The sequence below is a fragment of the Providencia zhijiangensis genome (assembly GCF_030315915.2).
GTDB lineage: Bacteria > Pseudomonadota > Gammaproteobacteria > Enterobacterales > Enterobacteriaceae > Providencia > Providencia zhijiangensis.
This window is the reverse complement of the sequence record NZ_CP135990.1, coordinates 2,274,575-2,297,480: the sequence shown is the minus strand read 5'-3', so window position 1 is coordinate 2,297,480 and position 22,906 is coordinate 2,274,575. Positions and strand designations below refer to the sequence as shown.

15 protein-coding genes and 2 tRNA genes are annotated in these 22,906 nt (G+C 41.3%); 8 read left to right on the top strand and 9 right to left on the bottom strand.

All coding sequences use genetic code 11. The features are described from left to right. Positions 1-56: 56 nt before the first annotated feature. Positions 57-1,496, bottom strand: a complete 1,440-nt coding sequence (locus tag QS795_RS10550; protein WP_154602866.1) for a catalase — start codon at positions 1,494-1,496, stop codon at positions 57-59. Positions 1,497-1,831: 335 nt separating this feature from the next. Between QS795_RS10550 and QS795_RS10545 the strand changes: the two genes are divergently transcribed. Next, entirely contained in the window at positions 1,832-2,374 is a 543-nt protein-coding gene (locus QS795_RS10545) for a YfaZ family outer membrane protein (RefSeq protein WP_286268630.1), read from the top strand. Positions 2,375-2,625: 251 nt separating this feature from the next. Here QS795_RS10545 and tyrP read toward each other — a convergent pair whose 3' ends face one another. Further along, complete coding sequence (tyrP, locus tag QS795_RS10540) at positions 2,626-3,774, bottom strand: tyrosine transporter TyrP (protein WP_418055351.1); 1,149 nt, start codon at positions 3,772-3,774, stop codon at positions 2,626-2,628. Positions 3,775-4,257: 483 nt separating this feature from the next. Between tyrP and QS795_RS10535 the strand changes: the two genes are divergently transcribed. Next, positions 4,258-5,598: an anaerobic C4-dicarboxylate transporter gene (locus tag QS795_RS10535; RefSeq protein WP_154602864.1), complete on the top strand. Its 1,341-nt coding sequence runs from the start codon at positions 4,258-4,260 to the stop codon at positions 5,596-5,598. Between the two features lie 162 nt (positions 5,599-5,760). On the opposite strand, the gene yfaE is transcribed toward QS795_RS10535, so the two are convergent. The 4 genes from yfaE to ubiG form a co-directional block, all read right to left on the bottom strand. Continuing rightward, positions 5,761-6,024: a class I ribonucleotide reductase maintenance protein YfaE gene (gene yfaE / locus QS795_RS10530; protein WP_286268625.1), complete on the bottom strand. Its 264-nt coding sequence runs from the start codon at positions 6,022-6,024 to the stop codon at positions 5,761-5,763. A gap of 2 nt (positions 6,025-6,026) precedes the next feature. Beyond that, positions 6,027-7,163 (bottom strand): class Ia ribonucleoside-diphosphate reductase subunit beta, encoded by a 1,137-nt coding sequence (nrdB, locus tag QS795_RS10525; RefSeq protein WP_036952796.1) that lies wholly within the window; start codon positions 7,161-7,163, stop codon positions 6,027-6,029. Positions 7,164-7,174: 11 nt separating this feature from the next. Beyond that, on the bottom strand, positions 7,175-9,466 hold the full coding sequence (gene nrdA, locus QS795_RS10520) for a class 1a ribonucleoside-diphosphate reductase subunit alpha (protein ID WP_286268623.1): 2,292 nt from the start codon (positions 9,464-9,466) through the stop codon (positions 7,175-7,177). Positions 9,467-9,801: 335 nt separating this feature from the next. Next, complete coding sequence (ubiG, locus tag QS795_RS10515; protein ID WP_036952802.1) at positions 9,802-10,524, bottom strand: bifunctional 2-polyprenyl-6-hydroxyphenol methylase/3-demethylubiquinol 3-O-methyltransferase UbiG; 723 nt, start codon at positions 10,522-10,524, stop codon at positions 9,802-9,804. Positions 10,525-10,853: 329 nt separating this feature from the next. On the opposite strand from ubiG, the gene gyrA reads away from it, so the two are divergent. Then, on the top strand, positions 10,854-13,457 hold the full coding sequence (gene gyrA / locus QS795_RS10510; RefSeq protein WP_036952806.1) for a DNA topoisomerase (ATP-hydrolyzing) subunit A: 2,604 nt from the start codon (positions 10,854-10,856) through the stop codon (positions 13,455-13,457). A gap of 147 nt (positions 13,458-13,604) precedes the next feature. Beyond that, positions 13,605-16,457, top strand: a complete 2,853-nt coding sequence (gene rcsC, locus QS795_RS10505; protein WP_318626466.1) for a two-component system sensor histidine kinase RcsC — start codon at positions 13,605-13,607, stop codon at positions 16,455-16,457. Positions 16,458-16,538: 81 nt separating this feature from the next. On the opposite strand, the gene rcsB is transcribed toward rcsC, so the two are convergent. Beyond that, on the bottom strand, positions 16,539-17,189 hold the full coding sequence (gene rcsB, locus QS795_RS10500; protein ID WP_154628155.1) for a response regulator transcription factor RcsB: 651 nt from the start codon (positions 17,187-17,189) through the stop codon (positions 16,539-16,541). A 1-nt stretch (position 17,190) separates the two neighbouring features. After that, the gene (gene rcsD / locus QS795_RS10495) at positions 17,191-19,890 is read right to left on the bottom strand and encodes a phosphotransferase RcsD (RefSeq protein ID WP_286268621.1); all 2,700 of its coding nucleotides are present in this window, start codon (positions 19,888-19,890) and stop codon (positions 17,191-17,193) included. Positions 19,891-20,105: 215 nt separating this feature from the next. On the opposite strand from rcsD, the gene QS795_RS10490 reads away from it, so the two are divergent. The 4 genes from QS795_RS10490 to QS795_RS10475 all read left to right on the top strand — a co-directional run bounded on the left by QS795_RS10490 (position 20,106) and on the right by QS795_RS10475 (position 21,006). Beyond that, a tRNA-Ser gene (locus tag QS795_RS10490) sits at positions 20,106-20,193 on the top strand. Between the two features lie 5 nt (positions 20,194-20,198). Continuing rightward, positions 20,199-20,274 (top strand) — tRNA-Thr (locus QS795_RS10485). Between the two features lie 209 nt (positions 20,275-20,483). Beyond that, positions 20,484-20,648 carry a hypothetical protein gene (locus tag QS795_RS10480; protein WP_286268620.1) on the top strand — a complete coding sequence of 55 codons (165 nt, stop codon included), beginning with the start codon at positions 20,484-20,486 and terminating at the stop codon, positions 20,646-20,648. A gap of 70 nt (positions 20,649-20,718) precedes the next feature. Beyond that, complete coding sequence (locus QS795_RS10475) at positions 20,719-21,006, top strand: putative quinol monooxygenase (protein WP_154599427.1); 288 nt, start codon at positions 20,719-20,721, stop codon at positions 21,004-21,006. Between the two features lie 439 nt (positions 21,007-21,445). On the opposite strand, the gene gltP is transcribed toward QS795_RS10475, so the two are convergent. Beyond that, positions 21,446-22,753 (bottom strand): glutamate/aspartate:proton symporter GltP, encoded by a 1,308-nt coding sequence (gltP, locus tag QS795_RS10470; protein ID WP_154602858.1) that lies wholly within the window; start codon positions 22,751-22,753, stop codon positions 21,446-21,448. Positions 22,754-22,906: the final 153 nt, after the last annotated feature.

The following is a 22,906-nucleotide window of genomic DNA, read 5'->3' as shown; positions in this document are numbered from 1 at the left end:
AATAGATAAAAAGCGCTAGAAAGCTCTAGCGCTTGGTTATAACAGGAAATGCTTGTTTATTTCAGTGCATTCAACGCTTTTTCAACACCCGCGCCGTATTCTGGGTGTACTTTCTTAAACAACTCGATTTGACGTTTTTGTGTCTCTTCTGACGCTTCAATCAGCTCACCTGCTAAACGTTGGAACATACGTTGATGTTCGGCATCGTCCAGCAATTCATACAGTGCACGAGGCTGGCTGAAGTAATCTTCATCTTCACGGTGATTCCAGTGATCAGCCGCACCTTCGATGGATAATGGCGGTTCGCTGTAGTCCGGTTGTTCTTGGAACATACCTGCGCTGTTTGGCTCATAGGTTACGGTATTGCTGCTATTGCCATCAACGCGCATTGCACCATCACGATGATAATTGTGGAATGGGCAGCGTGGCGCATTCACTGGAATTTGATAGTGGTTAATACCTAAACGGTAACGCTGAGTATCCCCGTAAGAGAATAAGCGACCTTGCAGCATTTTGTCTGGAGAGAACCCAATTCCCGGAACGATATTCGCAGGGCTAAATGCCGCTTGTTCCACATCTGAGAAATAGTTATCTGGGTTACGGTTCAGTTCAAAATATCCCACATCAATCAATGGATAATCTTTGTGTGGCCACACTTTGGTTAGATCAAATGGGTTATAAGGGACGGTTGACGCCTCTTTTTCTGGCATGATCTGAATCTGTAAGTTCCAGCGAGGATATTCTTTACGTTGGATAGCATCGAACAGGTCACGTTGAGAGCTTTCACGATCTTTACCAATCAGCGCTTCTGCTTCGTCATCCATAAGGTTTTCGATACCTTGCTGGCTACGGAAGTGGAATTTCACCCAAAAACGTTCGTTATTCGCATTGATAAAGCTATAGGTATGGCTACCAAAGCCATGCATAAAGCGATAGCTTTTTGGTAATCCACGGTCGCTCACATCAATGGTTAATTGATGCAGTGCTTCAGGTAAATGAGAGAAGAAATCCCATTTATAGGCTGCACTACGCATATTGGTGTAAGGGCAGCGTTTAACGACGTGGTTTAAGTCTGGAAATTTCAGCGGGTCACGCAGATAGAATACAGGGGTGTTGTTGCCCACCATATCCCAGTTACCTTCTTCGGTATAAAATTTCATGGCAAAACCACGAATATCGCGCTCGGCATCAGCGGCACCACGTTCACCTGCTACGGTGGAGAAGCGGACAAATAAATCAGTTTTTTTGCCAATTTCACTGAATAATTTAGCACGGGTATAGCGGGTAATGTCATGGGTGACCGTGAAAGTACCGAATGCGCCTGAACCCTTAGCGTGCATACGGCGCTCTGGGATCACTTCACGATCGAAGTGGGCGAGCTTTTCCAAAAACCAAACATCTTGCAACAGCATCGGGCCACGTTTGCCCGCAGTCATCACGTTATTGTTATCCACTACAGGTGCGCCTGAAGCGGTAGTTAGACCTCTTTTTTTCATCACAATACTCCCAAGCTATTAGATTTATAGACTACACAAAAGTAACTAACTGGATGAATATTTGTAGAATATCACTTCATCTCTATAATAAACTTGATGAACAGTATAATAAGCAAAGAATTAATTATCTAATCGCTCTGACCAATCACTGTAATCATAGTAAGAAGTTTAGTCAGGAAATGAAGAATTAAATTGAAGTAAATCACTGATGAATTTCACTTATTGTGCGTTAAACGGTGTTCTAACGTAAATTTAAGCAAAAAAGACTGAGTACGTGCACTAAATCACGTAACATCGTCACGATACTTTAATTTTTAATAATAAAGGAAATGATAATGTGCAAAGTTCTTTTAGCTGTTGCAGCGACCTCTGCATTTTATATGGGTGCTGCTCAAGCAATTTCTGCTGATTTCAGTGCAGGTGAGCACTTTACCGAATTAAGCGGTGGTTTTGGTACTCAAGGTTCTGGTTTAGCATTTAATGGCTCATGGGCGCGCAGCGATCACAATGGTCAGCTAGGTAGCCTAGGTGCAACGTTTGGCCTGCCATTAGGTCCAATTAATGCCTATGTTGGCGGTAAAGCACTGTATTTATCTCCTGAAGATGGTTCAGATGGTGCAGCGGCTGCATTAGGCGGCGGCTTAAGCTGGCAAGCACTGCCATCATTAAGTTTCTACGGTGAAGCGTATGGCGCACCAGAATCACTGACTTCAGGCAGCAAATCCTACATGGAAGCGAAAGCAGGTGCGCGTTACACCGTGTTTAAACCGCTGTCGGTTGATGCGGGTTATCGTCTGATTGAGATGAAAGGCGCGCATGATGATCGTAATGAGAAACTTGCAGATGGGTGGTATGTGGGTGCCGGCCTATCATTCTAATATTCTCGTCATATTTTGATTTGTGGCGTTGTTGGCCGCACTCGGCTACTCGGGTCACATACTCATGTATGCTCCCCAAGATATCCTCGTTTGCCGCCTAGCCACAATTCAAACTATTTAGAGAATAACGCTAGTGCTCGTTATATTTTGAAAAATAGCTGTGTTCAGTTTTTCAAAAGCAAAAACAAAAACACCCCAATTTGGGGTGTTTTTTTATGTGTGGAATTTTGTAGTTATGAATTGCGTGGGAATTAACCTACGTTTGGTAGGAAGCCGGCCACGATGGCGAACTGGATGGCGATGACCGCGATACCGCACAGCAGAACTAAAGTGAGGATTGGGGTGCCGCCTTTGACGCGGTAAATGCCATTGGCTTCTAACTTGCGTACGCGCATGGTTAACAGTGCCGGTATGATTAATGCTAGGACTGATAATGCGACAGCGGCGTAAGTTAATGCCTGTACAAAGCTACTAAAGAATAGGGCGGCAAGTAACGGTGGTACGAAGGTCAGCAGCGTGGTTTGCGCACGACCAATAAAATCATTGCTGCGCTTAAATAAGTCTGCAAGGTAATCAAACAAACCTAAAGCCACACCTAAGAACGAAGTCGCCAACGCTAAATCCATAAACAGGGCCACGGCCATATTCACGCGTGGAGTGGCAACTACATCACGGATAGCAGTTAATAACCCATTTAAACCGGATGATTGAGCAAGGATCCCCATAAATGTATTTGATGGGATAGCGCCGAGAGTCGCAATTTGCCATAAAATGTAGGCAACCAGAGGAATTGCACTCCCTGTAATGAAAATGATACGCAGCTTGCGTACATCACCATTCATGTAATTGACTAAACTCGGTACGCTTCCATGGAACCCAAAAGAGGTAAAAATCACGGGAACCGCGGCGAGTATAAGGCCTTTTTCGAGTGGCATCGTGCTTAGGTTAACCGCCTCGGCATGAGGCATCATAACGGCAAGCATGATCACTAAGAAAATCGTCTTAGCAGTAAAAAGAATACGGTTAATAAAATCAACAGAGTGTGTTCCCACACAGACCACAGCACCACCAACAATAGTGAATATAATAATGGCTGTTTGAGTCGAAACGGTGATCCCCCACCAAGAGGATAGGCTATCAGAGATAAGCACTCCAGCTCCGCCAATATAGGCAGTTGTCAGAGCATACATCAGCAATAACATACTCAAACCCGTGACAATTTGACCAACGGGGCCGAGGTACTTTTTCGCAACACTACCGAGACCCATATTGGCAGGATTATGCTGATAAACTTCGACCAGTAGTAATGAGGTATAACTCATTAGCATCCATAAACCTATTAACAAACATACTATTCCAGTGAAGCCAACACCCGCTGCCGCTAGCGGCATTGCTAGCATTCCTGCACCAATTGTTGTTCCTGCCACGATCAAAATACTGCCAAGGGTACGATTCTTCACAAATTCCTCTGATTGAATTCGGGTTATTAATAATTTAAGCAGATTATGCGATTGCGATTACTCTGTCAAACCTGAATTACAGTGAGTGTAAATATATATTAACAGTTCAAATAAGATAAAAGATTCCTTAATGTTTGCCCTAAAGGAAGTGTTGATAACGCTGTGTTAAATGATGTTAAAGAATGATTGGAAGGGTAACCGCGGTGGGGTTTAAATGTTAAAAAATGGGATTTATTGGATTGATTTTACTCATTATATTATTTAACTGAACATTATGGCAGCAACTAAAGGGGAATTTTGTGATGAGGGCAAAATATTAGGAATGAAAATAAAACAATATTGTTTTTTAAATTAATATAAATCAAATTAATACGTTAAGACCATCTGGATAATAAGGGAAACCTATAAATAAAGGATGGACCTATGGACTTTATGATTCAACTTGCCATTATTCTTGTCTGCTTGTTCTACGGAGCAAGAAAAGGGGGTATGGCGCTCGGGCTGCTAGGTGGTGTTGGCCTAGTTATACTTGTCTTTGGCTTTGGTTTACCTCCAGGAAAACCGCCTGTAGACGTTATGCTTGTTATCATTGCTGTTGTTGCAGCATCAGCAACCTTACAAGCATCAGGCGGTTTGGACGTTATGCTACAAATCGCAGAACGTTTACTGCGTAAAAATCCAAAATACATTTCTATTGTTGCACCTTTCGTTACCTGTATTTTAACCATTTTGTGTGGTACCGGGCATGTGGTGTATACCATTTTGCCAATCATTTACGATGCAGCGATCAAGAATAATATTCGTCCTGAAAGACCAATGGCGGCGAGTAGTATCGGGGCGCAAATGGGGATTATTGCCAGCCCTGTGTCTGTGGCCGTTGTCTCTTTAGTCGCGATGTTAAATGGCGTATCTATCAACGGTAAATCACTGGAATTTTTAGATTTATTGGCAATCACCATTCCATCTACCTTAATTGGTATCTTAGCGATTGGTATCTTTAGCTGGTTCCGCGGTAAAGATCTGGATAAAGACCCAGTATTCCAAGAGTTTATCTCTGTGCCTGAAAACCATGACTATGTTTATGGTGAGACGGTTACGCTACTGGATAAAAAGCTGCCTAAAATTAACTGGGTAGCAATGTGGATTTTCTTAGCATCTATCGTTGTGGTGGCATTGCTGGGCGCATTTTCTGAGCTCAGACCATTAATTAACGGTAAGCCGTTATCGATGGTATTAGTGATCCAGATGTTCATGTTATTAGCGGGTGCGCTGATCATTATCATTTGTAAAACCAATCCAGGACAGATTTCTAAAAACGAAGTATTCCGTTCAGGGATGATTGCTATCGTGGCGGTATATGGTATCGCGTGGATGGCTGAAACCATGTTCGGTGCTCATATGGATGAAATCAAAGGCACTTTAGGTTCATTAGTCAAAGATTTCCCTTGGGCGTATGCGGTTGTTTTACTGTTAGTATCTAAATTTGTGAACTCACAGGCGGCGGCATTAGCGGCAGTAGTTCCAATCGCTCTGGGTATTGGTGTTGACCCTGCGTATATCATTGCTTCTGCACCAGCCTGTTATGGTTACTATATCCTGCCAACGTATCCAAGCGACCTTGCGGCAATTCAGTTTGACCGTTCTGGAACCACGCGCATTGGTAAGTTTGTTATCAACCATAGCTTTATTCTGCCGGGCTTAATCGGGGTGGGTGTATCCTGTGTGTTTGGTTGGGTATTTGCTGCGATGTACGGTTATCTATAAAAATACCCTTCATACTTCAAATTGCAGGGGTGTTAGCTGCACTCAGCTAGTCGGGTCACATACTTGTGTATGCTCCCCGACTATTTTCGTTTGCTGCCTACCTGCAACTCGAATTATTTTGGGTATTATATTATGGTTAGATATACAGTGTTACTAACGTCGCTACTCGATTTCAATATCGGATAGCGGGTGACAACAGCAGGGCAGAATTTCACCCTCTTGAACAAAGGCCAAAGGCTTCTGTTTATATCCAACCTTTCCCTTTAATAATGTTACGCGGCAAGAGCCACAGTAGCCTTCTCGGCATTGGTATTCGACAGGCACTCGGCTATCTTCAAGGGCGTCCAATAAACTGGTGTGAACGTCGGTGTGGTAGGGGATTTGCACACCCTGCGTAAGACGCAGGGTGATTTTATGACTTGCCATAATTACAGTTCGAAATCACTCAAATCATCGGTGTTAACTTCAGCGTCAATCTGACCGACTAAATAAGAGCTGACTTCCACTTCTTGTGGCGCCACTTGAACGTTGTCAGACACTAACCATGCGTTGATCCATGGAATAGGGTTAGAACGCGCTTCAAATGGTAATTTCAGACCAACCGCTTGCATACGAATGTTGGTGATATATTCCACATACTGGCACAGAATATCTTTGTTCAGACCAATCATAGAGCCTTCGCTGAACAGATATTCAGCCCACTCTTTTTCTTGTTCTGCCGCATCTACAAACAGGCGATAGCATTCATCTTCACACTCAGCGGCAATCTCTGCCATCTCAGGATCGTCTTGACCAGAGCGTAACAGGTTCAGCATATGCTGAGTCCCTGTTAAGTGCAGCGCTTCATCGCGAGCAATTAGCTTGATGATTTTTGCATTACCTTCCATCAATTCGCGCTCTGCAAAGGCGAAAGAACACGCGAAGCTGACATAGAAACGAATTGCTTCAAGGGCGTTAACACTCATTAAGCATAAATAAAGTTGCTTTTTCAGTGCACGCAGTGAAACGGTGACTTGTTTACCTCCCAGTGTATGCGTCCCTTCACCAAACATATGATAATAGTTGGTCATTTCGATCAGCGTGTCGTAGTACTCAGAAATATCTTTTGCACGCTTCAGAATTTCTTCATTCTCAACGATATCGTCAAAGATAATCGCCGGATCATTCACAATATTACGAATAATATGCGTGTATGAACGTGAGTGAATAGTTTCCGAGAATGACCAAGTTTCAACCCAAGTCTCTAATTCTGGGATTGAAATCAGTGGCAAAAATGCCACGTTAGGGCTGCGACCCTGAATAGAGTCGAGCAGCGTTTGGTATTTCAGGTTACTGATAAAAATGTGTTTCTCATGATCAGGCAGCGCATTGTAATCAATACGGTCGCGCGCCACGTCAACTTCTTCTGGGCGCCAGAAGAATGAGAGTTGCTTTTCAATCAGTTTTTCAAAAATAGGGTATTTTTGCTGATCAAAACGGGCAACGTTCACAGGCTGGCCGAAAAACATCGGCTCCAGCAGCTGGTTATTCTTTTTTTGAGAAAAAATCGTGTATGAATGTGACATAACCATCCCTATTAAATTTTACAAGCTCCGCCTTCACAATCAGAATCTGCGGTTTCAACAACCTCTTCCAGATCCCCCTGAACATCTTCAGCACCATCACGGGTGTTGTGGTAGTAAAGTGTTTTCACACCAAACTTATAGGCTAACAATAAATCTTTTAACAGTTGATTCATTGGCACTTTGCCATTCGGGAAACGGGTTGGGTCATAGTTTGTGTTCGAAGAAATCGACTGGTCGATAAACTTCTGCATGATCCCAACTAACTGCAAATAGCCGCTATTGGAAGGCATTTGCCATAATAGCTCGTAAGCACCTTTCAGGTTTTCGTAATCTGGTACCACTTGGCGCAGGATACCGTCTTTTGATGCTTTAATGCTGATATAGCCGCGTGGTGGTTCGATACCATTAGTCGCGTTCGAAATCTGAGACGAGGTCTCTGATGGCATTAATGCAGACAGCGTTGAGTTGCGCAGACCATACTGTTTGATCTCTTGGCGCAGAGCTTCCCAATCATAATGCAGTGGTTCGTCAGTTAATTTATCGAGCTCACGCTTGTAAGTGTCGATAGGTAACACGCCTTGTGCATAGGTGGTTTCATTGAACCACGGGCAAGCGCCTTGCTCTTTCGCTAATTCATTTGAGGCTTTCAATAAGTAATATTGAATCGCTTCGAACGTTTTGTGCGTCAGGTTGTTGGCGCTACCATCGGAGTAACGAACACCGTGTTTCGCTAAGTAGTAAGCGTAGTTAATCACACCAATACCCAGAGTACGACGACCCATGGAGCCTTTCTTCGCAGCAGGGATTGGGTAATCTTGGTAGTCTAACAGTGCGTCTAATGCACGAACCGCTAAGATAGCAAGCTCTTCTAACTCATCGAGGCTTTCAATGGCACCTAAGTTAAACGCAGACAGCGTACACAGGGCAATTTCACCATTTTCGTCATTGACGTTATTTAATGGTTTAGTTGGCAGTGCAATTTCCAGACACAGGTTAGATTGACGAACAGGGGCAACCTGCGGATCAAACGGGCTGTGGGTGTTGCAGTGGTCAACGTTTTGAATATAGATACGGCCTGTGGAAGCACGTTCTTGCATCATTAATGAGAATAATTCTACCGCTTTCACACTGGATTTACGGATTTTCTCATCTTGCTCATATTGTACGTATAAGCGTTCGAATTCGTCTTGATCGGCGAAGAACGCGTCATATAAGCCCGGAACATCCGATGGGCTGAACAGGGTGATATCTTGGTTTTTGATCAGGCGCTCGTACATTAATTTATTGAGCTGCACACCGTAGTCCATATGGCGAACACGGTTCCCTTCAACACCACGGTTGTTTTTCAGGACTAATAAACTCTCTACTTCTAAGTGCCAGATAGGGTAGAACAGGGTCGCTGCACCACCACGTACGCCACCTTGAGAGCAAGATTTCACCGCAGTTTGGAAATGCTTATAGAATGGGATACAGCCGGTGTGGAAGGCTTCACCACCACGGATTGGGCTACCCAGTGCACGGATGCGACCCGCGTTGATACCGATACCGGCACGCTGAGACACATATTTTACGATAGCACTTGAGGTTGCGTTGATAGAATCAAGGCTGTCACCGCACTCAATCAGAACACAAGAGCTGAATTGGCGTGTTGGTGTACGTACTCCCGCCATAATTGGCGTAGGTAAAGAAATTTTGAATGTTGATACCGCATCATAGAAACGACGGATGTAATCTAAACGGGTTGCTTGTGGGTAGTGAGAAAACAAGCATGCTGCAACCAGAATATATAAAAACTGGGCGCTTTCGTAGATTTCACCAGTGACACGGTTTTGAACTAAATATTTCCCTTCCAACTGCTTAACAGCTGCGTAGGAGAAGTTCATATCACGCCAGTGGTCAATAAAACCATCCATTTGCTCGAAATCTGCTTCAGAGTAGTCTTCCAGCAAATGCTTATCATATTTACCCATCTCAACCAGATGTTTTACGTGGGCATATAATTTTGGTGGCTCAAATTGGCCATAGGCTTTTTTGCGCAGGTTAAAAATTGCTAAACGTGCAGCAAGGTATTGGTAATCTGGTGTTTCACCGGTGATTAAGTCAGCAGCGGCTTTAATCATCGTTTCGTGAATATCAGAAGTTCTGATCCCATCATAAAACTGAATCTGAGAACGTAACTCCACCTGTGAAACTGATACGTTACTAAGACCTTCCGCCGCCCATGTAATAACTTTATGGATTTTGTCGAGGTCAATGCGTTCTTTATGTCCATCACGTTTTGTGACTAACAGACTCTGGTTCATGAGCAAGTACACCTTGGTTGAGTTACAAAATAGAGGCTCCCAAACGTAAAAAAGCTCATGATGAAGAATCATGAGACTTGTATATTATATTTGTGATGACCACTATATGTAGTAGTTTGTTAAGAATCTAATAACAAGATAATGTTAATGTGTGATTTTATCAAGTGTACAAATTTGATGGTTCTTGTGGATAACAACTGGATAAGAAAAATTGATCATGTCGGTAAGCAGCATGAGAAGTGGAGTTGCTAAAAATTGACTTACCGACATTCGACTAAAAATTATTTTGTAAAGTTGAGACCGTTTGCTGTTTTCTTAAACGTACCGCTTGCTATTTATTCGCTGATCGTATGCAGCATATAGTTCACATCAACGTTAGGCCCTAACCAAAATTTATCGGTGATTGGATTATAATGTAGCCCCATCATATGTTGTTCTTTTAATTGCGTTTTATCGACCCAGCTAATTAATTCGGATGGACGGATAAACTTATTGGCATCGTGGGTGCCTTTCGGAACCATTTTCATCACATATTCCGCTGCCACGACAGCCATTAGCCATGCTTTTCTGTTGCGATTAATGGTGGAAAAAATAACATGTCCGCCAGGCTTAACTAACTTCGCGCAGGCTCTTACCACAGATTCTGGATCTGGGACGTGTTCAAGCATTTCCATGCAGGTCACGATATCGTAGCTCTGAGGGTGTTTATCCGCATGTTGCTCGACGGTTTCTTGGACGTATTCTACAGGAATACCGGATTCCAGAGAGTGTAGACGAGCGACCATTAACGGGTCTGCGCCCATATCTAAACCCGTGACATCCGCACCTTCGCGCGCCATGCTTTCAGATAAAATACCGCCACCGCAGCCAACATCGAGGATTTTTTTACCAAAAATACCGTCTACACGTTGCATGATGTAGCCTAAACGCAGCGGATTAATACGGTGTAATGGGGCAAACTCGCCTTCAAGATCCCACCAACGTGACGCTATCGATTCAAACTTTTCAATTTCTTGTTTGTCGACGTTTAGGTACGTTTGGTCTTGGGTGTCATTCATCTGAGGAACTCCTATATCTATTTCTATCCTCGCATTACTTATTTTTACCTATTGGACTATATTTATTTTGCAAAATGCAAAAATAGGTTGGAATTCGTAATGGGACGATAGTCGCCCGTGAGTTAATTTATTGGGATTATGGACCAAATATGAAAATCCTTGAGAGACTATTGCTTGAAAATCTACAAGATTCGGACACATAAGCGCATTTTTCCGCTATTATACATAGCTTGAAAGACAAATACTCACTTCTCTTATCTCTTAATTAAATAAGGGAGTTGTGGTATAGTTTACTCTTTGAATCTGAAGTTATGAGGGACAGTGGTTCCATGAGCGAGATTGCCAGAGAAATCACCCCAGTCAATATCGAAGAAGAACTGAAAAGTTCCTATTTGGATTATGCAATGTCCGTTATCGTCGGTCGTGCACTTCCAGATGTTCGAGATGGACTGAAGCCAGTACACCGCCGAGTGTTATTCGCGATGAATGTACTGGGAAATGATTGGAATAAACCCTATAAAAAGTCTGCCCGTATCGTCGGGGACGTCATCGGTAAATACCATCCACATGGAGACAGCGCCGTTTATGAGACCATCGTCCGTCTCGCGCAGCCTTTCTCTATGCGCTACATGCTGGTAGATGGTCAGGGGAACTTTGGTTCAGTTGACGGAGACTCCGCCGCTGCAATGCGTTATACGGAAATCCGTATGGCGAAAATTGCCCATGAAATGCTGGCTGATTTAGAAAAAGAAACCGTAGACTTTGTTCCTAACTATGATGGTACAGAGCAAATCCCAGAAGTGATGCCAACGAAGATACCTAACCTTTTGGTCAATGGTTCTTCAGGGATTGCTGTCGGGATGGCCACTAACATTCCTCCGCACAACTTAGGGGAAGTGATTAATGGTTGCTTAGCTTATATAGAAGACGAAGATATTAGTATCGAAGGCTTGATGGAACACATCCCAGGCCCAGATTTCCCGACCGCCGCTATTATCAATGGCCGTCGTGGTATTATCGATGCGTATCGTACCGGTCGCGGTAAAGTGTACATTCGTGCGCGTGCCGAGGTCGAAGTTGATGAGAAAAATGGCCGTGAAACCATTATCGTCAACGAAATTCCGTATCAAGTGAACAAAGCACGCTTGATTGAAAAAATTGCGGAATTAGTTAAAGAAAAACGCGTTGAAGGTATTAGTGCACTGCGTGATGAGTCTGATAAAGACGGTATGCGCATTGTTATTGAAATTAAGCGCGATGCCGTTGGCGAAGTGGTGCTCAATAACCTGTATTCACTGACTCAACTGCAAGTTTCTTTCGGTATCAACATGGTGGCACTGCATCAGGGTCAACCAAAAATCTTGAACCTGAAAGATATTATTGCCGCGTTTGTTCGCCATCGTCGTGAAGTTGTTACACGTCGTACTATTTTCGAACTGCGTAAAGCCCGTGACCGTGCGCACATCCTTGAAGCGTTGGCGGTGGCACTGGCGAATATCGATCCAATTATCGAATTGATCCGTAAAGCACCAACACCCGCAGAAGCAAAAGCTGGGCTGATTGCCCGTTCTTGGGCTCTGGGTAATGTTGCTGCAATGCTGGAACGTGCGGGTGATGATGCAGCGCGTCCTGAGTGGTTAGAGCCGCAATATGGTGTTCATGAAGGCCAATATTTCCTGACTGAACAGCAAGCACAAGCAATTTTGGATCTGCGTTTACAGAAATTAACCGGTCTTGAGCATGAAAAGCTGCTGGAAGAGTATCGTGAACTTCTGAAACAAATCGAAGAATTACTGTTTATCCTGCGTAGCCCTGAGCGTTTAATGGAAGTTATTCGTGAAGAGTTAGAAGCGATTCGTGATGCTTATAACGACCCACGTCGTACTGAGATCACTGAAAATACCGCAGATATCAATATCGAAGATTTGATCAACCAAGAAGACGTGGTGGTAACGCTATCTCACCAAGGTTATGTGAAGTATCAGCCATTGTCTGACTACGAAGCACAGCGCCGTGGTGGTAAAGGTAAATCTGCAGCGCGTATTAAAGAAGAAGACTTTATTGAGCGTCTGCTGGTGGCGAATACCCACGATACTATCTTATGTTTCTCAAGTCGTGGTCGCTTATATTGGATGAAAGTCTATCAATTGCCTGAAGCTAGCCGTGGTGCTCGTGGACGTCCAATTGTGAACTTACTGCCACTTGAGCAAGATGAACGTATCACCGCGATTTTACCAGTGCGTGAATACGAAGAGGGCTATTATGTCTTTATGGCGACCGCGAGCGGTACTGTGAAGAAAACCCCTCTGCAAGATTTCAGTCGCCCAAGAAGTGCCGGTATTATTGCCGTAAACTTGAACGAAGGCGATGAACTGATTGGTGTTGATTTAACCAACGGTAGCAATGAAGTCATGCTGTTCTCTGCGCAAGGTAAAGTGGTGCGCTTTGCAGAAGATGCGGTTCGTGCGATGGGACGTACAGCGACAGGTGTTCGCGGTATTAAATTAATGGACGACGATAAAGTTGTTTCTTTAATTATTCCTCGTGGTGAAGGCCATATTCTGACTGTGACTGAAAACGGCTTTGGTAAACGTACTGAAGAAGCCGAGTACCCAACAAAATCTCGTGCAACTCAAGGGGTTATCTCCATTAAGGTGAGCGAGCGTAATGGTCAAGTTGTTGGCGCTATCCAAGTTGAGGATACCGACCAAATTATGATGATTACGGATGCAGGGACTCTGGTTCGTACCCGCGTTTCTGAAGTTAGCGTCGTTGGGCGTAATACTCAAGGTGTGACGTTGATTCGTACTGCTGAAGATGAAAAAGTTGTTGGTTTACAACGTGTTGCTGAAACTGAAGACGATGAGAATACCGATGAAGAGGGTATTGATGTCGACGGCGAAGCACAAACGGATGCAGATACCGAAGAGTAAGTCTCATTCATCAATGAAACGGGCGGATTATCCGCCCGTTTTTGTATCTTTACACTAGCAATATACATGGAAGTTATTGGTTGTCGCTTTTCATTGAGTTAATCGAGTATACTCAGTAATAGTGATAATGTACTTGTAGGTAACGGATTGAGATATTTACCCTCGTTTAAAACATCCCTCAGATTATCTAGAGATCTTTTTCGTGTCCTAGGCGTTATGCTATGGGGAATGGGGCTTTTCATCACTCTGTTTTTCCTTTATACCCAGTTTAATGAGCATAAATCTGATCTGCGCCAGCAATTCCATTCTGGTTATGAAAACCTGCAAGTTTACATTCAGCAGTCAAATGCTACTCTTCGCCTGATCCATTCCATGACAGAGCAGCAACGGCTCAAAGACGAAGAACATCAACAAAAAGTGGGTATTCAACAAGAAGATATCACTTTACCCACATCCACGTCGTACTCGCTATACCCACTCATGCCATCGGCAGATTGTGATGTATTTAAGCAGCGAACTCAGAACTACCTTTCTGCTTTTGAACAACTTAATATTTTCTGGAAAGATAGCATTGCGGTACCCCAAGGCTTAAATCACGTATTTGTCTTTGGAACAGGCAGTTATTGCATGATGGATTATTCAATTCGCGCTGCTGTTTCTGATATTGATACGTTAAAGAAAGTGGTCTATGACAATGCGCGGATCTACAAGCAGCTAAGGCAGCAGGGGCAAGAGCGTAATTTATATACCATTACTCACAGCGCTCAACCATCAAATGGTCAACTCTATTTGATGATCCCTATTTATGAGAAAAGCTTAATTGTTGGTTTTATTGGGATTGAGCGTGCGATCAACTTAAATCAGTTTAATTTACGCAATAATCCGGCCGTTGAAATCACATTAATTAACTCATCAAATCAACCTGTTCTCTATACTTCATCAGATACGAATATTAAAAATTCACCATTGCTGACATCTGGAGAGATAAATTATTTCGGTTTTAACTCTGATTATACTCAGCTGTTTTTTAAGAAGCGCTTAGCGCCTTCGCAGCTAACAGTTATTTATTCAATCCAGACATCGTATTTAATCGATAACTTAAAAACATCAATAATTTATGCAATATTAATTAATATTTTATCTGGTACGTTAATTTTCTTTTTAATTTGGTTGCTAGAAAGACGAATGCTAGAGCCAGCGGCCAATACGGCGATTCGTCTTGAAGAGCATGAACAGTTTAACCATAAAATTGTGGCATCAGCCCCTGTTGGGATCATTATTCTAAGGCTAAGTGATGGCGGCAATATTCTGAGTAATGAGCTTGCACATAACTATTTTCGCTTGCTGAGTGAAGATGATAAACAACGTATCTTGATGATTATTCGCCAAAAATCCAGCAACTATATTGATGTTGTTGCAACGAATGGCACTCATCTACAGATTAGTTTTGTGAATTCACGTTACCAAAATGAAGATGTAGCTATCTGCGTATTGATCGATATTAGTATTCGTGTGCAGATGGAAAAATCATTGCAGGACGTTGCAGATGCAGCGGAGCAGGCGAACCAAGCGAAATCGATGTTCTTAGCCACGGTGAGCCATGAATTAAGAACACCGCTGTATGGGATCATCGGTAATATTGAGTTATTGCAACGGTATGATTTATCAGATAAAGCGCTTCGCTTAGTTTCTACGATGGATAACTCGTCATCGTTGCTATTGCAGATTATCAGTGATATTTTGGATTTCTCCAAAATTGAATCCAAGCAATTGAAAATAGAAAATAAATTATTCAATTGCCGCAATGTATTTGCTTATGTCCTTGCTAATTACGTGCCTTTGGCGACTAAAAAACAAGTGTCGCTTTACTCTTATATTGAGCCTAACATTCCAGACCTGATGCTTAGCGACCCAGTGCGTCTACAACAGGTTATCTCCAATATTGTGAATAACAGCATAAAGTTCACGGACTCGGGCTTTGTGATGTTGCATATTTGGAAAGATGAAAATTATTTAAAAATTGAGATCAAAGATTCTGGGATTGGAATGACCCCAGCAGTGGTTATGCAATTATTTGATCCCTTCTTCCAAGTTTACGATCAAAATAATGGGCACAAAGGAACAGGGTTAGGGCTCGCTATTTGCGAGAAACTCATCAACTTGATGGATGGTGACATTGGAGTGGATTCTCAAGCGGGGCTGGGAAGTACGTTTACGATCCGCATTCCACTATACGGCCAGCAATATTTAGAACCCGCTATTCCTGAGTACCGAAAAAATTACCGTATAGCCGTAACGGGACAAAATGCATTCTTAATTGATTTTCTTGTAAGATTGCTCGAACACCATGATTTTAATGTGGTGACGGGCTCATCCATTGATATCAATGAGACGTATGACTTGTTGATCACGGATAGCCAAGAAAGTGTTGTCTTACAGAATAGAAACTTACTCAAACTCAGTAGTTTATATTCAGGTGAATTATTTGAAACTCAACCAAATAATTGGCTTTATAACACTTATCAGCTCGATAAGTTGCCAATGTTGATTGATAAAATCATTGTTAAGCTGGCTCAAGGCAGTAAAGAGAGTTTAGAAAGTCACGATCTCGAAGGTGCCGATGCAGATTTGAATATGTTTAAAGTCTTGATTGTTGATGACCATCCTATTAACCGGATGCTATTGACAGAACAGTTGGCAAGCATTGGCTTTATGACCAGTACAGCTGTCGATGGATTAGATGCGCTGAAATTCCTTGAGCATAATCATGCAGATATCGTCCTCTCTGATGTGAATATGCCTAATATGGACGGTTATCAATTGGCGCGCACGTTGCGAGAACAAGGCTTTAAGCAGCCGATTGTGGCGTTAACGGCAAATGCCATGGCGGAAGAGAAGCAGCGTTGTCTCGATGCTGGCATGGATGATTGTCTCTCGAAGCCTACATCGATTAGCGTGCTACGTGAATCGCTGGTGAAGTATGTTAAACCCAGTGAATGACTCACTGGTTAAATAGCTAATCTATTGAATAGAAAAAATAAAAGCCCTATAACGGGCTTCTATTTTAGCGCAAAAAAACGGTTATTCAGAAGGAGTGTTGTCGATACTGACTGATGAAAGGTAATTCAGCAGTGCGATATCATTTTCAACACCCAGTTTTAACATCGCCGATTTCTTCTGGCTACTAATGGTTTTGATGCTGCGATTCAGTTTTTTAGCAATTTCAGTGACTAAGAAGCCTTCAGCAAATAAGCGTAGAACTTCACTTTCTTTTGGTGATAAACGTTTATCGCCATAGCCACTCGCATTCACTTTTTCAAGCAATTTACTGACGCTTTCAGGGGTAAATTTCTTCCCTTTTTGTAAGGCGGCTAGTGCTTTTGGTAAGTCAGCAGGCGCACCTTGTTTTAGTACGATACCTTCAATATCAAGCTCAAGAATAGCGCTTAAGATCGCCGGATTATTGTTCATAGTGAGGACAATAATCGATAAGTCAGGGTAGTGACGCTTAATGTATTTAATTAATGTAATACCATCGCCGTATTTATCGCCAGGCATAGACAAATCAGTAACCAGAACGTCTGCATTCAGGCGCGCTAAGTTATTAATTAAAGAAGTAGAATCTTCAAATTCACCGACGATGTTTACCCATTCAATCTGTTCAAGCGACTTTCTGATACCGAAAAGAACAATAGGATGATCATCGGCAACAATGACATTTAGGTTATTCATATTATTGGTTACCTTCTGGCATTAGTCTTTTCACTGAGACATCCAGTTCTCTAATGCAATTTTTTATTTCAAATCCGTTTTCATCTGCTATGTAATGTTCCAAATCTTCACAAAGTTTATGAAGATAATGGAATTCAAGCATAGCAAAAACTCCTTTTAAACGATGTGCAGTGTCTTTTAATTCGGTTAAATTCGCAACACTTTCACTATTATACAGTTTATTAATATCTATCGGTACTGTTGAGATAAACAAATCTTTATAATCGCTCTTCGACAGAATTAAATGATAGCCTGAAAGAATATTATCGACAGAATTATTCGAATGAGAGTTATTCTCTCGTAGAATGAGTGATGAAGGTAGGTCGGATTCATTATTATCTTCTGTCTCATCTGCTTGTTCTATCAATAATGAGATAGCATCGATAAGTTCATCCGCGAAATTGTAGTTAACTTCAATGTAATTTGGGTTAATACAATTTATTGAAGATAGATTTCCCTTAACTTTAATTATGTTATTAAAGGAAACATCATCATTGTCGGCGATCAAGAGATCCCAATTACTGTGTGGCGAACTTTCATCAATATCAAGAAACTCAGCACCATAATGCGATAAGGTCTGTTTAACAATCCGACGTGCATCAATATTTTGAATATTCAAGCGCATATAAATATCTTCAAGCAGAGCAGGGTATTCATGGCTTTGCATCTGAGGTTGCGCTGGAAGCCTAATTTGATAGTGGCTTCCGATAGCATCACTTGACTTGATACTAAATGTTCCCTGCATTTTTTTCGTTAATAATTTGCAGAGATAAAAGGTCATGCCAGAACGCTTGAATTGATTTGAACTTTGCGCTTTCCCTGTGAATGGGCTTTGCAAGTTGTTCAATTCAATCTGAGTTAATCCAATTCCGCTGTCTTTTATATCAATCGAAATTTCATTTTTTTCTGTGATGTAGTCAATTGAAACAACAATTTTACCAAAGGCTGTAGTTTCTATTGAATATTCCCAAATTAATTGGAATAAAGTTTGGAAATAATCCGGGTTATTTTCAATTAATGAGTCCGGATTTATGTTGTTATAAAAATAGAACGAAAGTCCTTTACGATTTAAATGGGCTAAATTTTGTTTAAGAAATTGATTAATTATCTGACCAATAGCAAATTTTTCTGTTTTAAACTCAATCTGTTGAGTTTCTAATTGGCTAATAAGCTCGATATTTCTAAACCAATTATTGATATAAAACAGTTGGTTTTGAATTTCAGAGAATAATGGATTTTTAGGTTCGTCGAGTGAAATGCTCAATTGATTAAATTTGGCATCAATTTGGTTAATGGCCGGCAAAACTTCCTGACAAATATTCTCGAAAACCACTTTTCTAAGTTGGATATTTCTTTGGTGCTCACGCGTAGCCATTTCTTGGCGTTTTTGCGTCAGAACTTCTTTATCTTTATCTATGATGATAAACAAAATGGTGTTTTCTTTAATTAAGCTTTTCACCAAAATGATTTCATAGATATTGTTTTCTATTGAAACTTGAATGATATCATTATGATCGGTTGCCATCTCTTTGATATGTATCAGATCCATAGACGGTAATAAGTGGTTCGCGATACTATTGCTCAATAGCTTTTTATTGCTATTAAAATCAAAGACTAGGATGCCATAAGAAATATGGTTAAGAATGTCATTATTAAGGGCATCTTTAAACTGAAGCTCATCCAGCATTGAAGCATTGGGTGAAATAATACGCTTGCGGATAAACATTGTGGTGATCAACGCCAAAACACTGACCGCAATCATGCAGGTAATTAGCCAAAAATTGTAACTTAGTACCCCGAAAATAATACTTTTCAGTGAAAGGGTATAGTTAATCTGGTAATTCGTACCTTCAATGGGTTGAGATAGCATCAAGCTGGTGCCAACGAGTTCGCTGGCCGCTTGGTTATTTTCTTGATTGTTTGGGCGCTGTGAGAGCGAAATATCATCGCCCTGTAGCGTAAAAGGAAGGATTGAATTGATAGAAATATCAAAGGAGATCACACTACTTAAGCGCCCTGGCGAGTTAAAGACTAAACGATAGGTATAGAAGTAGACATTATCCTGCGCATTTTTCTGCATATTGGAGATGACTTCACGGCGATCTAATAATGTCGATTGAGTGATCATATCAGAGCGTTTGTCTTCCGCGGTTAGCGTCAGATAGCTTTCTTTGTATCGTATCTCAGGTTTTAGAATGGAATGGGTGGTTACCAGCACTAAGGAGTTGTCTTGACCATTCAGGTAGTACATGGAGTTAAATTCATTCCTCGCTCCCCATACAATCTCCATATAGTTCGCGAGCTTTGTCGCTAAGACTTTACTGCTTGGTTTATTGAGACCAAAAACGATGGAATCAATGGTCTGGTTATTACTACTTAGCCAATAAACATCGTGGCGCATTTCTGTCACAGAAATGTCGTTAACAGAGTCAGGTGTGGTTTTATCATTCGCAAGCTTATAGATGTGACCCGCTTGATAGCGATAATCTTCAATTTGATAAGCGAGTCGATTAGCGAGGGTGTTGATAGCTGTTTGGTGCGCCAACATCCATGCGTGATAGTAATTATAGAGGGACAACGAAAGCATTGTGACGAGCAGCACAATAAAGGCAATAAAAATGCGAGAAAGAACATTCGGTTTTAATAATGATTGTTTGTACATACAGTCCCACGCCGTCACACTGGCAAATTAGATTAATCAGATTAAAAATCATACGCCTAGGTACGCTATAGACACTGATTTTGCACAGATATTAGCATTTTTTTAGGGCAATAGAGAACAATTGAGTGAAGATTAGTCAAACGAACAAAAAAATGCAATTATTTTACTATCAGGGGTAGACAAGCCCCCGTGATTCCTCCATAATCGCGCCCCATGGAGAGATGGCCGAGCGGCTGAAGGCAGCGGTCTTGAAAACCGCCGATGGGAAACCATCCTAGAGTTCGAATCTCTATCTCTCCGCCAAATTAGCCGGCTTAGCTCAGTTGGTAGAGCAACTGACTTGTAATCAGTAGGTCACCAGTTCGACTCCGGTAGCCGGCACCAAATAAGAACCCGCTATATCGAAAGATATAGCGGGTTTTTTCTTTGTCAGCCATTTATCCATTTCCTAATTTCTTCCTTGTACTTTCTCAACCCTATATGCTGAGTAAGTTTTCAGTAATTAACATTTGTCATGCAAAGGTTAGTTTGATGATCATTTATTAAACGCATGATACCTTCTTTGTCATGGCGTAGATTAATGAGGTTCCAACATGAATGCCCATCAAGATGACATCAACAAGGCTGCTCAGAAAATTATTGCTGGGGCAGAGCGAATCCAGCGCTTTGTTGAAAAATACCATGATTATCTTTCTGATGATGATAAGGCCAAATTAGCGCAGATAATTAGAAATGTGGATGTTAAGCTGAATCAATAAGAGCTTTTGAAGCTCGCTTAGTTGAAAGGGATTGATTTGAATTTTAACAAGCTAAACAAAGAGGATTACCATGCTAAAAGTCATTGCTGAAGATTTTATCAAGCCGGAAGCGGTAGAGATCGTGTTGCCGCTCTATAAGGCACTTGTTGAAGCCACGAAGAAAGAACCGCTATGTATCGCTTATGACCTTTATATTGATGAAAAGGATCCTGGGCATTTTGTTTTTATTGAAGAGTGGCCGAATCGTGCTGCATTAGATTCACATTGTGCGTCTGAACACTTCCAACGGTTAGTACCGATGATCAATCATTATCAAAGAGCAGAGCCTAAATTTATCTTGATGGATGCGGCGTTTTAACACGGAAGAGAACATTTAAGTATCGTATGTAAAACTCATCCAAATAACTTCTCATAAGTTCCCCCTAAATAGTCGGGTTATTATTTTACTAGAAAAGGGGGGATTTGGTTTGGGCTCAATTTTATCGAATTATAGCCAATTCTGAAACAGAAAATATGACAGCGTAAACACAAAGATAATCATTAGGTGCTGTAAAACTTTTAAGAATAAAAGAAAGCGTCTGACCTGATTCATTGCTGCTGATCCAAATAAAGAATGACCTAAATTAAAGTGTATATTTAGCGTAGCAATGAAATAAAATCTTGCGAGAAAATATCACATAAGTAACTAATTAAATTTCAAATTACGTAAAAACAACTAGGAATATTCAAAGCCATCTTTAATATTTTAAAGATGGCTTTAGTTAGAAATAAGAAGAGCCTAGATATTCAGTCCTTAATTAAAAACTTTCCTCATACTCTCGAGCTTTTTTCTCATCATAATTGTGTTCCCATTTGGCGATAATCAAGGCAGCTAACGCGTTACCAACCACATTAAGTGCAGTCCTTGCCATATCGAGAATACGGTCAACACCAGCAATGAATGCCAAGCCTTCTAATGGGATCCCCACAGAACCTAACGTTGCCAGCAAGACGACAAATGAAACTCCCGGAACTCCCGCAATCCCTTTTGACGTGATCATTAAGGTAAAGACTAAAATAAGCTCTTGCCCTAATGACAGCTCGATACCATATAACTGAGCAATAAAAATGGCGGCAATACTTTGATATAAGGTGGAGCCATCTAAGTTAAATGAATAACCAATTGGGATAACGAAACTGGTGACAGATTTTGGCGCTCCATACTTCTCCATTTTATCCATAATACGTGGAAGTACAGTTTCAGAGCTGGCTGTTGAATAAGCAAGTAGCAGCTCATCCTTTAATATTCTCATCAGAGTAAAAATATTAATTTTGCAATAACGAGCCACAATTCCAAGTACCACAACGGCGAAGAAAATAATCGCACAGTGAACCAAAATAACTAATTTCAGCAGAGGAACCAGTGAAGTAAATCCAAAGTTTGCAACGGTGACGGAAATTAATGCAAACACCCCGATTGGTGCATACATCATAATCATGTTAGTCACGCGGAACATGGTTTCAGAAAAAGTTTGCAGAACATCTAATAGCGGCTGTTTTTTTGCTACTGGTAAAGAGGATAAACCTAAACCAAATAAAACCGCGAAGAAGATTACAGGAAGCATATCGCCACTCGCCATAGCAGCAAAAATATTGCTCGGTACCAAAGATAATAAAGTATTCACGATCCCTGAAGGATGGCTAGCAACCTCCTGTGTCGTTTTTTGGTACTGAGAAATATCCACTTGAGTGAGCTGAGACATATCAATGCCCACACCTGGTTGGAAGATATTAGCAAACGAAATACCCACAATGATGGCAATAGTAGTAATGATTTCAAAGTAAAGAATCGTTTTGAAACCCAATGTGCCTAATTGTTTTGTATTCCCGACTCCAGCGATCCCCACAATCAAGGTCGAAATGACGATAGGTACAACAATCATTTTGATTAATTGAATAAAAATCTTACCGGCGGGAGAGAGAACATTCAGTATTAACCAATCTTTGTATTCCACGCTTTCATGCAATAAAGCGCCAACGATAACACCTAAAATAAGCGCAACTAGAATCTGCCATCCTAAACCAAATTTAAACGGTTTTTTTGGAACGATGTTGTTTAGTGTCATAAATAATTCTCGTTTATATTAATAATATTTAACATTGTATTTTTATTATGCTCAGTTTTATAACCAATATTCGGAAAAACCACAATCATTTATTCGAGAAAGTAGAGTTATTTACAATGGTTACTTATAACAAATTGTAAATTAAGTTTCTGA

Excerpts from the sequence above, each read along its gene's own strand:
- QS795_RS10550 (WP_154602866.1), bottom strand. The coding sequence starts at position 1,496 with ATGAAAAAAAGAGGTCTAACTACCGCTTCAGGCGCACCTGTAGTGGAT.
- QS795_RS10545 (WP_286268630.1), top strand. The coding sequence starts at position 1,832 with ATGTGCAAAGTTCTTTTAGCTGTTGCAGCGACCTCTGCATTTTATATG.
- tyrP (WP_418055351.1), bottom strand. The coding sequence starts at position 3,774 with ATGCTAGCAATGCCGCTAGCGGCAGCGGGTGTTGGCTTCACTGGAATA.
- QS795_RS10535 (WP_154602864.1), top strand. The coding sequence starts at position 4,258 with ATGGACTTTATGATTCAACTTGCCATTATTCTTGTCTGCTTGTTCTAC.
- yfaE (WP_286268625.1), bottom strand. The coding sequence starts at position 6,024 with ATGGCAAGTCATAAAATCACCCTGCGTCTTACGCAGGGTGTGCAAATC.
- nrdB (WP_036952796.1), bottom strand. The coding sequence starts at position 7,163 with ATGTCACATTCATACACGATTTTTTCTCAAAAAAAGAATAACCAGCTG.
- nrdA (WP_286268623.1), bottom strand. The coding sequence starts at position 9,466 with ATGAACCAGAGTCTGTTAGTCACAAAACGTGATGGACATAAAGAACGC.
- ubiG (WP_036952802.1), bottom strand. The coding sequence starts at position 10,524 with ATGAATGACACCCAAGACCAAACGTACCTAAACGTCGACAAACAAGAA.
- gyrA (WP_036952806.1), top strand. The coding sequence starts at position 10,854 with ATGAGCGAGATTGCCAGAGAAATCACCCCAGTCAATATCGAAGAAGAA.
- rcsB (WP_154628155.1), bottom strand. The coding sequence starts at position 17,189 with ATGAATAACCTAAATGTCATTGTTGCCGATGATCATCCTATTGTTCTT.
- rcsD (WP_286268621.1), bottom strand. The coding sequence starts at position 19,890 with ATGTACAAACAATCATTATTAAAACCGAATGTTCTTTCTCGCATTTTT.
- QS795_RS10480 (WP_286268620.1), top strand. The coding sequence starts at position 20,484 with ATGAATGCCCATCAAGATGACATCAACAAGGCTGCTCAGAAAATTATT.
- QS795_RS10475 (WP_154599427.1), top strand. The coding sequence starts at position 20,719 with ATGCTAAAAGTCATTGCTGAAGATTTTATCAAGCCGGAAGCGGTAGAG.
- gltP (WP_154602858.1), bottom strand. The coding sequence starts at position 22,753 with ATGACACTAAACAACATCGTTCCAAAAAAACCGTTTAAATTTGGTTTA.